Source organism: Lysobacter sp. Soil_C_59 (assembly GCF_057656415.1).
In genome coordinates, this window is record NZ_JBDGKK010000007.1 from 123,391 (window position 1) to 137,205 (window position 13,815).

At 67.0% G+C, this 13,815-nt stretch carries 13 protein-coding genes; 3 read left to right on the forward strand and 10 right to left on the reverse strand.

The window, feature by feature from the left end; all coding sequences use genetic code 11:
• Positions 1–21 precede the first annotated feature (21 nt).
• Positions 22–1,818: a glycoside hydrolase family 15 protein gene (locus tag AC3A3Q_RS14080; protein WP_487586830.1), complete on the forward strand. Its 1,797-nt coding sequence runs from the start codon at positions 22–24 to the stop codon at positions 1,816–1,818.
• Positions 1,819–1,831: 13 nt separating this feature from the next.
• On the forward strand, positions 1,832–3,199 hold the full coding sequence (gene otsA, locus AC3A3Q_RS14085) for an alpha,alpha-trehalose-phosphate synthase (UDP-forming) (RefSeq protein WP_487586831.1): 1,368 nt from the start codon (positions 1,832–1,834) through the stop codon (positions 3,197–3,199).
• 12 nt (positions 3,200–3,211) lie between these two features.
• On the opposite strand, the gene gloA is transcribed toward otsA, so the two are convergent.
• The 7 genes from gloA to rluD all read right to left on the reverse strand — a co-directional run bounded on the left by gloA (position 3,212) and on the right by rluD (position 8,777).
• Positions 3,212–3,742: a lactoylglutathione lyase gene (gloA, locus tag AC3A3Q_RS14090; RefSeq protein WP_487586832.1), complete on the reverse strand. Its 531-nt coding sequence runs from the start codon at positions 3,740–3,742 to the stop codon at positions 3,212–3,214.
• Positions 3,743–3,801: 59 nt separating this feature from the next.
• Entirely contained in the window at positions 3,802–5,415 is a 1,614-nt protein-coding gene (locus AC3A3Q_RS14095; protein ID WP_487586833.1) for a SulP family inorganic anion transporter, read from the reverse strand.
• Positions 5,416–5,620: 205 nt separating this feature from the next.
• Complete coding sequence (locus AC3A3Q_RS14100; protein WP_487586834.1) at positions 5,621–6,085, reverse strand: DUF3574 domain-containing protein; 465 nt, start codon at positions 6,083–6,085, stop codon at positions 5,621–5,623.
• The gene (locus AC3A3Q_RS14105) at positions 6,082–6,501 is read right to left on the reverse strand and encodes a thiol-disulfide oxidoreductase DCC family protein (protein WP_487586835.1); all 420 of its coding nucleotides are present in this window, start codon (positions 6,499–6,501) and stop codon (positions 6,082–6,084) included. Before AC3A3Q_RS14105 ends, AC3A3Q_RS14100 begins: the two co-directional genes overlap by 4 nt.
• Positions 6,491–7,042, reverse strand: a complete 552-nt coding sequence (locus AC3A3Q_RS14110; protein ID WP_487586836.1) for a DUF4166 domain-containing protein — start codon at positions 7,040–7,042, stop codon at positions 6,491–6,493. The genes AC3A3Q_RS14105 and AC3A3Q_RS14110 overlap by 11 nt, the downstream gene beginning before the upstream one ends.
• Entirely contained in the window at positions 7,039–7,806 is a 768-nt protein-coding gene (pgeF, locus tag AC3A3Q_RS14115; protein ID WP_487586878.1) for a peptidoglycan editing factor PgeF, read from the reverse strand. Before pgeF ends, AC3A3Q_RS14110 begins: the two co-directional genes overlap by 4 nt.
• Complete coding sequence (gene rluD, locus AC3A3Q_RS14120; protein WP_487586837.1) at positions 7,803–8,777, reverse strand: 23S rRNA pseudouridine(1911/1915/1917) synthase RluD; 975 nt, start codon at positions 8,775–8,777, stop codon at positions 7,803–7,805. Before rluD ends, pgeF begins: the two co-directional genes overlap by 4 nt.
• 79 nt (positions 8,778–8,856) lie before the next feature.
• Here rluD and AC3A3Q_RS14125 point away from each other — a divergent pair, with 79 nt between their 5' ends.
• The gene (locus AC3A3Q_RS14125) at positions 8,857–9,702 is read left to right on the forward strand and encodes an outer membrane protein assembly factor BamD (protein WP_200606744.1); all 846 of its coding nucleotides are present in this window, start codon (positions 8,857–8,859) and stop codon (positions 9,700–9,702) included.
• 166 nt (positions 9,703–9,868) lie between these two features.
• Here the strand turns inward: AC3A3Q_RS14125 and AC3A3Q_RS14130 are convergent, their stop codons facing one another.
• The 3 genes from AC3A3Q_RS14130 to sucC all read right to left on the reverse strand — a co-directional run bounded on the left by AC3A3Q_RS14130 (position 9,869) and on the right by sucC (position 13,686).
• Positions 9,869–11,503 (reverse strand): NAD+ synthase, encoded by a 1,635-nt coding sequence (locus tag AC3A3Q_RS14130; RefSeq protein ID WP_487586838.1) that lies wholly within the window; start codon positions 11,501–11,503, stop codon positions 9,869–9,871.
• Positions 11,504–11,631: 128 nt separating this feature from the next.
• Positions 11,632–12,507 carry a succinate--CoA ligase subunit alpha gene (gene sucD, locus AC3A3Q_RS14135; RefSeq protein ID WP_441816728.1) on the reverse strand — a complete coding sequence of 292 codons (876 nt, stop codon included), beginning with the start codon at positions 12,505–12,507 and terminating at the stop codon, positions 11,632–11,634.
• A gap of 12 nt (positions 12,508–12,519) precedes the next feature.
• Complete coding sequence (gene sucC, locus AC3A3Q_RS14140) at positions 12,520–13,686, reverse strand: ADP-forming succinate--CoA ligase subunit beta (protein WP_200606749.1); 1,167 nt, start codon at positions 13,684–13,686, stop codon at positions 12,520–12,522.
• Positions 13,687–13,815: the final 129 nt, after the last annotated feature.

Below are 13,815 nucleotides of genomic sequence, written 5' to 3' on the forward strand. Positions count from 1 at the left end.
CCTTCGCACACCGGAGCACGAATGACTTCAGTCGCAGACCTCCAGACCAGCCTAGACCTGGGCATCATCGGCAACGGCAGCATCGCCGCCCTCATCGACGCCCGCGCCCGCATCGTCTGGGGCTGTGTTCCCGCATTCGACGGCGACCCCACCTTCTGCGCGCTGCTGTCGCCGCGGCAGCACGAAGGTGGCGACTACGCCATCGAACTGGAGGACTTCGCTTCCTCGGAGCAGGAATACCTGATCAACACCGCGGTGATCCGCACCGTCCTGCGCGATACGAAGGGCGGCGCCATCGAGATCATCGACTTCGCCCCGCGCTGGCACCAGAACGAGCGCTTCTATCGTCCGGTGATGCTGCTGCGGCACGTGCGACCGCTGTCGGGCCTTCCGCGCATCCGTATCCGTCTGCGCCCGCTCGCCGACTACGGTGCCAGCAAGCCCGAAACGACCTGGGGCAGCAACCATATCCGCTACCTGATCCCCGAGTTCACACTGCGGCTGACCAGCGACGTACCGGTGCGCCTGATCCGCGACAGCCTGCCGTTCGTGCTCGACCGCGACCTCCACCTGGTGCTGGGCCCCGACGAAACGCTGACGCAGCCGGTGGCGACGTTCGTCCGCCAGTCCGAGGAGAAGACGATCGCCTACTGGCGCGACTGGGTGCGCTATCTGTCGATCCCGCTGGAATGGCAGGACCCGGTGATCCGCAGCGCGATCACGCTGAAGCTGTGCCAGTACGAGGAAACCGGGGCGATAGTCGCGGCGATGACCACCTCCATTCCGGAGGCGGCCAACACCGTGCGCAACTGGGACTACCGCTACTGCTGGCTGCGTGATTCGGCGTTCGTGGTCCGCGCACTCAACCGCCTGGGCGCCACCCGCAGCATGGAAGACTACCTGCGCTACGTCGCCAACGTCGCTTCCAACGACGGTGCGCTGCAGCCGTTGTACGGCATCGGTTTTGAGCGCGAACTGGCCGAGTCGGAAGTGGCGTCGCTCGCCGGCTATCGCGGCATGGGCCCGGTGCGTCGCGGCAACCTGGCCTGGCTGCAGGCCCAGCACGACGTGTACGGCAGCGTGGTGCTGGCGGCGACGCAGCTGTTCTTCGACCAGCGCCTGACGCGCGTCGGCGACGCGGCCATCTTCGCCCGCGTCGAACCGCTGGGCGAGCTCGCCTACAAGCTGCACGACCAGCCCGATGCCGGGCTGTGGGAATTCCGAGGTCGTGCCGAAGTGCATACCTATTCCAGCGTGATGTGCTGGGCCGCCTGCGATCGCCTGGCCAAGATCGCGGTGCATCTGAACCTGGCGCCACAGTGCAAGTTCTGGCGCGAGCGCGCCGACGAAATGCATGCACGCATCATTGAGCACGCCTACAACACCGAACTGGGCCATTTCGTCGAAGCCCTCGACGGCAACCGCCTGGATGCGTCGCTCCTGCTGCTGGCCGACCTTGGCTTCATCAAGGCCGACGATCCGCGCTTCATTCGCACGGTGGAGGCGATCGGCAAGGGACTGCGCCGTGGCGATGCGCTGTTCCGCTACGTCGCGCCGGACGACTTCGGTTCGCCCGAGACCAGCTTCACGATCTGCACGTTCTGGTACATCGATGCGCTGGCCTCGATCGGCCGCCACGAGGAAGCGCGTTCGCTGTTCGAGCGCATCCTGGCCCGGCGCAATCCGCTCGGCCTGCTGTCGGAGGACCTGGAGTTCGGCGGCGGCGAGGCCTGGGGCAACTTCCCGCAGACCTATTCGCATGTCGGCCTGATCAATGCGGCGATGCGATTGTCCAGACCCTGGCAGGACGCGGCATGACGGGAGCCGTTTGATGAGCCGGCTTGTCGTGGTCTCCAACCGTGTCGCCCTGCCCGGCGTGGACAGCGCCGGCGGTCTCGCAGTGGCCCTGCAGGCAGCGCTCGAAGAGACCGGCGGGATGTGGTTCGGCTGGAGCGGCAAGATCGACGCCGAGCAGTCCGGCAAGACCCACGAGGTGGAGCACGGCAACATCCGCTACGTCACCGTCGACCTGTCCAGGCGCGACCACGACGACTACTACAACGGCTTCGCCAACCGCACGCTGTGGCCGCTGCTGCATTTCCGCGTCGACCTGGTCGACTACAGCCGGGTCACCTACGCCGCCTACCGCCGGGTCAATGCGCTGTTTGCCGAAAAGCTCGCGCCGCTGCTGCGCGACGACGACCTGGTCTGGGTACACGACTACCACCTGATCCCGATGGCGAAGCTGCTGCGCGAGCTCGGCGTTCGCTGCAAGCTCGGATTCTTCCTGCACGTGCCGATGCCGTCATCGGACCTGCTGGCGGCCCTGCCGCAGCACCAGCGCCTGTTCGAGGGACTGTCGTCGTATGACCTGATCGGCTTCCAGACAGGGCGTGACCTGGAGCGCTTCCAGGACTACGTGCGCCTGTTCGGCCGCGGTCGCGTGATCGAGAACGGCATCCTCGAGACCGAACACGGACGCCGCCTGCGCGCCGGCGCATTCCCGATCAGCATCGACACCGGACACATCGCCAGCCAGGCCGCGGTCGCCGTGAACAAGCCGGCGGTGCGACGGCTGGCGGCGAGCCTGTCCGGGCGGGCGCTGGCCATAGGCGTGGACCGCCTGGACTACTCCAAGGGACTGCCCGAACGCTTCCGCGCCTTCGGCCGCTTCCTCAAGCGACACCCCGAGCATCGCGGCAAGCTGACCTACCTGCAGATCGCGCCGGTCTCGCGCGGCGAGGTGGTCGAGTACCAGCAACTGCGCAGCGAGCTGGAGCAACTGGCCGGGCACATCAACGGCGCCCATGCCGAGCCGGACTGGACACCGGTGCGCTACGTCAACCGCAACTACCCGCACCCATCGTTGACCGGCTTCTACCGCATCGCCCGGGTCGGCCTGGTCACACCGCTGCGCGACGGCATGAATCTCGTCGCCAAGGAGTTCGTCGCGGCGCAGAACGCCGACGACCCCGGCGTGCTGGTGCTGTCGACCTTCGCGGGCGCCGCGCGCGAACTCGACAGCGCCCTGCTGGTGAATCCCTACGACCTCGATGGCGTTGCAGATGCCATCGCCACCGCGGTGACGATGCCATTGGCTGAACGCCGAGAACGATGGCAGGCGATGATGACGCTGCTGCGGGAACATGACGTGACCGCGTGGCGGCGCAGTTATCTCAAGGCATTGCGCGAGGGCTGAGCGCCCTCGCCTTCAAACCCTTGCGGTCGGCTGCAGGATCTCGACCCAGTAGCCGTCGGGGTCCTTGATGAAGGCGATGTCCTTCATGCGGCCGTCGGTCAGGCGTTTCTGGAAGGCAACGCCCAGCTGTTCGAAGCGCGCGCAGGCCGCTTCGACATCCGGCACCGACACGCAGATGTGGCCAAAGCCGCGTGGCTCGCTGTTGCCGTCGTGGTAGGCGAAGCCTGCGTCGTCTTCTGTGCCGTGGTTGTGAGTCAGCTCGAGCACGCCACGCTGGCTCAGCAGCCATTCGCCACGCGCCGGTTCCTCGGCGGGGATCTGCGCCGGATCGTCGACCAGCACCAGGAAGTACAGGCTGAACTTCGCTTCGGCGAAGTCGCGCCTGCGCACCAGCGTGAAGCCGAGCACGCGTGTGTAGAAATCCAGCGAGCGGGCGATGTCCTTGACGCGCAGCATCGTGTGGTTGAACACGAACTGCCGGGTGGCGGCGTCGCGCTGGGCGCTGACGCCGGGGATGGCATTGAGCTCGTCTTGCAGGGACATCGTCTCGTACTCGTTACAGGGGGAAGCGTGATTCTAATCGCGGCGCGCCAGACAAATGCTCATTGCGCGCCATCCTGATCGCTCGCCACCGGCACTGCATCGCGCTGCAACGACAACAACGCCAGCAGCGTCGCCAACGCCACGTAGGCCCCGGCGAACTGCCACGACAACACGCGCGGCAACCCTTCCAGCGCCCACGGCCAGTAGATGCCGCCCTGCGGATGCACGGAGTGGATCAGGCCGAACAAGGTCAGCGCGGCACCTGCAAGCAGGAATGCACTGGCCCGCAGCAGGCGCCCGTCGACCATCGCCGCCACCGCAGAGGTCCAGATCATCGCGGTGATGATGAAGCCGTTGCCGAGGGTGATGATCACCGCCATCTCCGGCAGACCATGGCCGTCACTGGTCGTCATCAGGCGGGCGAAGTTCTCCGGCGCGATCCAGCCCGGGTTGCCGACCTTGATCGCCAGCATGTACGCCACCGACGGCAGGAAGCCCAGCACCATGGCGGTGGCATGTCGCCTTGGCGTGGCCTGGAACGCCTGCGTGGTGATGTCGAGTGCGACGTAGACGATGATCGGCGCCAGCACCGCCAGCGGCAGCCACTGCACCAGGCCGGAGACCAGGCCGAGCATGCCGCCCAGGCCGATGAACAATCCGGTCAGCAGCGTGTAGCCGGTACGCGCGCCCATGTGCTTGTACGCAGGCTGGCCGATGTAGGGCGTGGTCTGCGCGACACCGCCGCAGAAGCCGGCGACCAGGGTCGAGAAAGCCTCGGCAAGCAGGATGTCGCGGGTGCGGTAATCGTCGCCGGCAGCGCGCGCGCTTTCGCTGACGTTGATGCCGCCGACCACCATCAGCAGGCCGAACGGCAGCAGCAGCGGCAGGTACGGCACCGTCGACGGCAGGCCTTCGATGAAGCCCAGCGTCGGCCACGGCAGCACCAGTCGCAGCGGCGCCAGCTCAGGCCAGTGGAATCCCGGCGCCAGGCCGGCCGCACCGAGCGAGTAATACAGGGCCGTGCCGAACACGAAGGCGACGAACACGCCCGGCAAACGCACCGGCAAGCGGCCCTTGGCGATCAGCACGTACAGCAACAGACCGAGCGTGACGAAGCCGACGACCGGCGAACGCAGCGCCTCCACCAGCGGCAGGAAGCCCATCAGCACCAGCGCGATGCCGGCGATCGAACCGAGCAGGCCCGCGCGCGGAATCAGGCGCGTGACCGCATCGCCGGCGAAGGACAGGATGAACTTGAGCACGCCCATCACCACCAGCGAGGCCATGCCCAGCTGCCAGGTGGCGATCGCCGCGGCCTGCTCGTCCATGCCCTGCTGTTTGAAGGTGACGAACGCCGGCCCCAGGACCAGCAGCGCCATGCCGATGCTGGTCGGCGCATCCAGGCCGAGCGGCATCGCGGTGACGTCATCGCGGCCAGTCCGCGCCGCCAGCCTGCGGCCCATCACGGTGTAGATGAGATTGCCCACCAGCACGCCGAACGCCGTGCCCGGGAACATCCGCGCGAACACGACTTCAGCGGGGAAGCCGAAGATGCCGATAAGCGCGGCGGCGATGAAACCCAGGATCGAGAGGTTGTCGACGACCAGGCCAAAGAAGCCATTGAGGTCGCCTGCGACGAACCAGCGGCGGGGAGTTGCATGTGGAGTGGCCAAGGCATTGGCTCCAGTAGAGATCGGGGCATCGTAGCCGAGCGACCGGCCAGGCTGGCATGAGCTTTCGTTCTTACGCACCAACTCATCGCGTCACCGTTCGCCCTGAGCGTAGCGCAGCGAAGTCGAAGGGCCCGCAGGACTGGCAGGCTGGTCCTTCGACTTCTGCCTACGGCCTACGCTCAGGACGAACGGTGCCGGGCCTCGCTCAAAACGAAACCTCCACCGCCTGCCGCGCCCACAGCACAGACTCGTGCCCGCTCGCGCGTTTCCACGCCAGGCGGATCGCCTCGATGTCGTTGCGCCGTGATGCACCGTCCTCGTGAAGCACCACCAGCACCTTGCACCGCTGGCGCACCAGTCGCCCCTGGTCCTTGAAGCGCCACTGCCCGTAGCCATCGAGCACGGTCAGCCCATCGGGAAAGCGCGGCGTGACCTCGCGATCGAGGAAATCGCGCCACTTGCCTTCATCGACGGTGTCGCTGCCATCCTCGTTGCCGACGGCAAAGTACAGCTCGCTGCGGATCCAGCCGGCGGCCTGCGCCGGACGCGCGGCGTCGCCCCGCATCGCCGCCGTGGTGCCCTTGCTGTCCAGGCCCGCGCAACCCGACAAGCACAGCGCCGCAACGACCATCGCCACGTGTACGGCGCCGCGGGCAATCTGCACCGTCATGGCAGGAACCGCGACGCCTGTTGCGGCGTCGGCACCAGGCATTGCTCATGGCGACCAAACCACCGATAACGATTGCGGGCGGCATGGCGGTAGAGCGGATCACGGACGAACCTGGGCACCAGTCGCATGGCGCCGGCCAGTCGCCAGGCGCCGCCAAGGCCCTGGAGCACGCGCACGATCGCGTCGGTATCGGTCCAGGCGCGATCACCATCGACCAGCAGGAACGACACCGGATCGTCCGGATCCAGGCCGTGCGCCGCCAACAGCTCGCGACCACTCACCGTCTGCATCGCGGCGAAGCGATAACGTCCGTCGCGATCGTGCCGCAACAGGAAATCCACCCAGCCATTGCACAGCACGCATACGCCGTCGAAGACGATGATCGCGTCGCTGTCGTGCCCTGATTCAATCGACATCCAGCCATCCCCGGTAGTGCACCACCAGGCCCACCCACGGCAGCCTGGCAGCGACGTCGAAACGGTAGCGGTGGTCGCGCTCGTACTCGCGCGCCGTCACGCCCGCGAACCAGCGCAGCGGCAACGGCAGGCCGAGCGCGCTGACCCTGGCGACATGCCAGACCACGGCCGGGCCCGCGCCGGGCAACTGTTCGACATCGAGGCGAAAGGCAAAGCGCAGCAGGCCCAGGCGTTCGCGCAGCAACGCATCGTCGGCCCACAGGCGCGAACGCATCGCCTTGCCGGCGAAGACGCGCGCCCAGCGCTCGCCCTTCGCGTCGGCATCGATCTCGACCTTGATCGTGCCGCGCCCGGGCGCCGGCAATTGCGCCGCCCAGGCGCACAGCCGTGACAGCATTCCGCCGCCGCGGTCGACTTCGACCTTGCCGTGGTAGCGCCTGCAGCCGCTGCGATCGTGCAGCGCGCGCAACGTCGGCGGCAGCTGATCGAACCGCGCCGCGAGAAGTTGCCGGTACAACGACGGCGACGCGACTGTATTCATCGTCCTGGCTCGATCCAGATCAGGGAGGCCATGCGCCCACCGCGCTGGTCGCGGCGGTGGGAGAAGAAACGGTCCGGTTCGGCGATCGTACACAGGCCGCCGCCGTGGATCCGGCTGGGGTCGATGCCCGCGGCTTCGAGCCGGCGCCGCGCCAGCGCGTACAGGTCCACGCGCCAGTGATGCGGGCGGGTGCTGACGAAGGCGCTGCCGGCACTCCAGTCGCGCGAGACGAAGGCATCAAAGACCTCTTCGCCGATCTCGTAGTGCTGCGGGCCGGCCGCGGGACCGAGCCACGCATGCAGCCGCTGCGGCGGAGTATGCATGGCGGCCACGGTGTTCTCGAGAACTCCGCCGACCAGGCCGCGCCATCCCGCATGCGCAGCGCCGATCTCGCTGCCGTCGTCGGCACAGAACAGCACCGGCATGCAGTCGGCGGTAAGGATTGCCAGGACGGTGCCGGTGGTCGAACTGACCGAAGCGTCTGCTTCCGCCTCGCCGTCCTCGCCGCGGTCGTCATCGAAGCGAACGACGTCGACCCCATGCACCTGCCGCAACCAGCGCGGCGGCGACGGCAGCTTTGCCGCTTCGTGCAGCAGCGCGCGATTGCGAAGCACCGCTTCGGCCTCGTCGCCCGCGCGCAAGCCGAGGTTCAAATGATCGAACGGCGCCTTCGATACCCCAAGTCCGTGCCGCAGCGTGGTGAAGGCTCGTACCGATGCCGGCAGCGGCCATTGCGCTTCCAGCCAGGGGGCCGGCACGCTCAGCGCTCCCGCTCGGCCGCGGCGACGGTGTCGTCGTGCAGTGCGCGAACCAGGTCGCGCAGGTCATCGGGAACCGGCGCGGTGCAGCGCACGGGCTCGCCGGTGACCGGATGGGCGAACTCCAGCGTCTCGGCGTGCAGCGCCTGGCGCTTGAAGCCACGCAGCGTCGCGATCAGTTCCTCGGTCGCGCCCTTGGGCAGCTTCAGCGGACCGCCGTACAACGGGTCGCCGACGATGGGGTGCTTGAGGTGGGCCATGTGCACGCGGATCTGATGGGTGCGGCCGGTTTCCAGGCGGCACTCCAGCAGCGTGTGCGCGCGGAAGCGTTCGCGCAGGCGGAAGTGCGTGACCGCGTCGCGGCCGTCCTCGCGCACGGCCATGCGGATGCGGTCGCGCGGGTGGCGGTCGATCGGCGCATCGGCGGTGCCGCCGGACACCAGCGAACCCAGCACCACGGCCAGGTACTGGCGGTGGACCTCGCGCGAGGACAGCTGCTCGATCAGCGCGGTGTGCGCCGGCAGGGTCCGCGCAACCACCATGACGCCGGAAGTGTCCTTGTCGAGGCGATGGACGATGCCGGCCCTGGGCAGGGTGTTGAGCGAGGCGTCCCGGTGCAGCAGGGCGTTGACCAGCGTGCCGGCCGGATTGCCCGCACCCGGGTGGACCACCAGCCCGGCCGGCTTGTTGATGACGATGACGTGCTCGTCCTCATAAAGGACGTCCAGGGCGATGTCCTCGGGCTCGGAATGGGTCTGGACCTCGAGGGCGGCATTGAGGGTCACCGCCTCGCCGCCACGGACCGGATCGCGCGGCCGGACCTCGCGGCCGTCCAGCAGGGCATCGCCGGACTTGATCCACGCTGCCAGGCGGGAACGCGAGAAATCGGGGAAAAGCTCGGCCAGGACCGCGTCGAAGCGGCGCCCGGCGGCGCTGTCCGGGACGGTGGCATGCAGGGGCGTGGCGGGGATGGTCATCGGAGGGGAAGGATTCAGGGCTGCCGCGCAGGGGCTGCTATTATCCGACCTTCGTACCTTCGGCGCCCGTGTATCTGCCATGACCCTACGCTCTGCCCCTTCGCGCCTGCTGGCGCTGCTGCTGATCGTCGCTTTTGCTGGAGTGGGCTGTAGCAAGTTCAAAGACAAGGACGCCGATGAGGGCGTGCCGGTCGAGCAGCTCTACGAGAAAGCCCACAAGTCGATGACCAACGGCAACTGGGCCGCGGCCGAGACCACGTTCAAGCGCCTGGTCGCCCAGTACCCGTACGGCCCCTACACCGAGCAGGCGCTGGTGGAGACCGCCTACGCCCAGTACAAGTCGGGCAAGCACGATGATGCGATCAGCAGCATCGACCGCTTCATCCGCACCTACCCGACGCACAAGAACATCGCGTACATGTACTACCTGCGCGGTCTTTCCAACTCCAGCCGCGACACGGTGTTCCTGCAGCAGGTCTGGACGCTCGACGCCAGCCGCCGCGACCTGGCCACCCCGCTGCAGGCGTTCAACGACTTCTCCATCGTCGCCGACCGCTACCCCAACAGCCGCTACGCCGAGGATGCGCGCAGCCGCATGCGCGGCCTGCGCGACATGTTCGCCCGCCACGAGCTCGACACCGCCCTGTACTACCTGCGCCGCACCGCCTATGTCGGCGCGATCGAGCGTGCCAAGTACCTGCTCGAGACCTACCCGCAGAGCCAGTACCAGAACGACGCCGTCGCCACCCTGGCCGCGGCCTACGAGGGCCTGGGCAACCAGACGCTGGCCGCCGACGCCAAGCGCGTGCTGCAGCAGAACGAACCGAACCATCCGTACCTGACCGGCAAGTGGCCGGACTACCCGAGCAATTTCCGCAAGCTCAACCCGTTCGCGGGCGAGAAGTCGGCGCTGGACAACGACTGATCGGGTCTTGCGAAACGGATGCAGAAACGCCGCCCGAGGGCGGCGTTTTTGTTTGCTCGTCATTCCCGCGCAGGCGGGAACCCAGGGACGTTGATGTCGGATTGGCTGCAGGCCTGGATCCCGGCATTCGCCGGGATGACGGTGATGAGGCGGTGCCAGTGCTGCCCTATCCGCGATACCCGTTGCTGATCGGATAGCGCCGCTCACGCCCGAACGCACGCCGCGACACCTTCGGTCCCGGCGCCGACTGGTGCCGCTTCCACTCGCTGATCCGCACCAGCCGCAGCACGCGTTCGACCGTGGTCGCATCGAACCCGGCCGCGACGATCTCGTCGTACGACTGCTCCTGGTCGACGTAGCGCAGCAGGATGGCGTCGAGCACGTCGTACGGCGGCAGCGAGTCCTGGTCCTTCTGGTTCTCGCGCAGCTCGGCCGACGGCGGGCGATCAATCACCGCCTGCGGGATCACGCGATCGCCGACCGTATTGCGCCAGCGCGCCAGCGCGAACACTTCCGACTTGTACAGGTCCTTCAGAGGCGCGTAACCGCCGCACATGTCGCCATAGATCGTCGCGTAACCGACCGCGTACTCGCTCTTGTTGCCGGTGGTCAGCAGCAATCCGCCGAACTTGTTGCTCATCGCCATCAGCAGTGCGCCGCGCGTGCGCGATTGCAGGTTCTCTTCGGTGGTGTCGACCGGGCGGTCGCCGAAGTGCTCGGCCAGTGCATCGAGGTAGCCCTGGAACGGCTTCTCTATCGGCAACGTGAGCAGGCGTACGCCCTGCGTCTGGCACTGCTCTTCGGCCAGGTCGTTGGACAAGTCCGCGGTGTAGCGCGACGGCATGCGCACCGCGGTGACGTTCTCGGCACCGATCGCATCGACCGCGATGGCCAGCACCAGCGATGAATCGATGCCGCCGGACAGGCCCAGCCACACCTTCTCGAAACCGTTCTTGCGGCAATAGTCGCGAGTGCCGCGCACGACCGCGCGCCAGGCCAGCGCGTCGCGGCTTTCATCGCCGTCCTCCATCCACTCCACCGCATTGAAGCGGCGCGAATCCGGATCGAAATCCACCACCAGCCACTGGTCGGTGAACGCCGCGGCTGCCGGGTGCACGGTGCCGTCGCCATCGGCCACGACGGAACCACCATCGAACACCAGCGCATCCTGGCCGCCGACGACATTGAGATAGACCAGGCCGACGCCGGTTTCCTGCACACGCTGCGCCAGCAGGTGGTCCCGCTCGGAATGCTTGTCGCGCTCGAACGGCGAGGCATTGGGCACCAGCACCAGCTCCGCGCCACCGGCGACCGTGCTGGCCAGCGGTTCGGGAAACCACAGGTCCTCGCAGATGATCAGCCCGACCTGGACACCGTCGACATCGAACACGCAGTCCTCGCGGTCGGGGTCGACATCGAAGTAGCGGCGCTCGTCGAAGACCGCGTAATTGGGCAGCTCGCGCTTGCGGTAGGTGTGCGACACATGGCCGTCGCGCAACACGCTGGCGGCGTTGTAGACCACGCTGCCGGCCGCTTGCGGCCAGCCGACGACGGCGACGATGCCCTGCGTGGACGCGGCAATGCGCTCGATGGCGGCTTCGCAATCTGCGAGGAAACCCGGGCGCAGCAGCAGGTCCTCCGGCGGATAGCCGCTCAGCGCCAGTTCGGGGAACAGCACCACGTCGGCGCCGTACTCGTCGCGCGCCTGCGTGATCATCTGCGCAATGCGCTCGGCGTTCTGATGAACCGCGCCGACCGGAAAGTCGAACTGGGCCAGGGCGATGCGAAGCGGATTGGACATCGAGGTGCCACCTGCTCTTGAAGCCCTCCCCCGATTGCGGAGTGGGGCGGGGATAGAGCTTCATTCTCCCAGAAAAAGAAAAAGGCCACCCGGAGGTGGCCTCTTTCACAACATCGGCAACCCGCGAATTACTTCGCCAGGCGCTTGGCAATCGCCGCACCCAGGTCGCCCGGCGACTTCACCGTGGTGACGCCGGCCTTTTCCATCGCCGCGAACTTGCCTTCGGCCGTGCCCTGGCCGCCCGAGGCGATCGCACCGGCGTGGCCCATGCGCTTGCCCTTCGGTGCCGAGGCGCCGGCGATGAAGCCGACCACCGGCTTGGTCACGTACTTGCTGATGAACTCGGCCGCTTCTTCCTCGGCCGAACCGCCGATCTCGCCGACCATGATGATGCCTTCGGTCTGCGGGTCTTCCTGGAACAGCTTCAGCGCGTCGATGAAGTTGGTGCCGTTGATCGGATCGCCGCCGATACCGATGCAGGTCGACTGGCCCAGGCCCACGTCGGTGGTCTGCTTGACCGCTTCATAGGTCAGCGTGCCCGAACGCGAGACGATGCCGATCTTGCCCGGCATGTGGATGTGGCCCGGCATGATGCCGATCTTGCACTCGCCCGGCGTGATGACGCCCGGGCAGTTCGGGCCGACCAGCACGACGTCCTCGAAACCCTTGAGGGTGTTCTTGACGCGCAGCATGTCGAGCACCGGGATGCCTTCGGTGATGCAGACGATGACCTTGATGCCGGCATCGGCCGCTTCCAGGATCGCGTCGGCCGCGAACGGCGGCGGCACGTAGATGACCGAAGCGTCGGCGCCGGTCGCGTTGACCGCGTCGCGCACCGTGTTGAAGACCGGCAGGCCCAGGTGCTGCGTGCCACCCTTGCCCGGGGTCACGCCACCGACGACCTTGGTGCCGTAATCGAGCATCTGCTCGGCGTGGAAGGTGCCCTGCGAGCCGGTGAAGCCCTGGACGATCACCTTGGTGTTCTTGTTGATCAAAACGGACATGTCTGTGGCCCCTTACTTGCCAGCGACGGCGGCAACCGCCTTCTTCGCGCCATCGTTGATGTCGTCGGCCGGGGTAATGGCCAGACCCGAGTTCTTCAGAATTTCCTTGCCGGCTTCGACGTTGGTGCCCTCGAGGCGCACGATCACCGGAACCTTGACGTCGACTTCCTTGACCGCGGCAATGATGCCCTCGGCAATCATGTCGCAGCGGACGATGCCGCCGAAGATGTTGACGAAGATTGCCTTGACCTTGTCGGACGACAGGATCAGCTTGAACGCTTCGGTCACGCGCTCCTTGGTGGCGCCGCCGCCGACGTCGAGGAAGTTGGCCGGCGAACCGCCGTTGAGCGAGATCACGTCCATGGTCGCCATCGCCAGGCCGGCGCCGTTGACCATGCAGCCGATGTTGCCGTCCATGGTGACGTAGTTGAGGTCATGCTGGCTGGCCAGCACCTCGGTCTCGTCTTCCTGGCGGATGTCGCGCATCGCGGCCAGGTCCTTGTGGCGGAACGTGGCGTTGTCGTCGCTGTTGATCTTGCCGTCGAGCACGGCGAGGTCGCCGTTGGTGAGGATCGCCAGCGGGTTGAGCTCGACCAGCGCCAGGTCCTTCTCGTTGAACAGCTTGAACAGGCCCAGCATGATCTTGGTCAGCTGGCCGACCTGCTTGGCGTTCAGGCCCAGGGCGAAGCCGAGTTCACGGCACTCGTAGGGCTGCAGGCCCTGCACGTAGTTCACGTGCAGCGTCTTGATCGCGTCCGGGTTTTCCTCGGCGACCTTCTCGATCTCGACGCCGCCCTCGGCGGAGGCGATGAAGGTGATCGTCTGGGTCGAACGGTCGACCAGCACCGACAGGTACAGCTCGTTGGCGATGTCGGTGCCCTCGGAGATCAGCACCGAGTCGATCGGCAGGGCGACGCCAGCGGACTGGTAGGTCTCCATCTTCGTGCCGAGCATGGCCTGGGCGTACTGCTTGACCTCGTCATAGGACTTGGCGAGCTTGACGCCGCCGGCCTTGCCGCGGCCACCGGCGTGGATCTGCGCCTTGACCACCCACAGGTCGCCAGGGATGGCCTTGGCCGCCGCGACGGCCTCGTCAGGGGTGCGCGCAACGCGCCCGGCCGGAACAGCGATGCCGTAGTCGGCAAACAGCTGCTTTGCCTGATATTCGTGAAAATTCATGCGTCACCGAGGGGAATGAAAAGAATCCCCGCGGACCAGCACGGCCGAGCGCGAGGGGGCCGTATTGTCGCCGATCGGCGCGGTTCGGGCAAAACTTCCCTCTCCCTGGCACTGCGCGCCTGTCCCTCT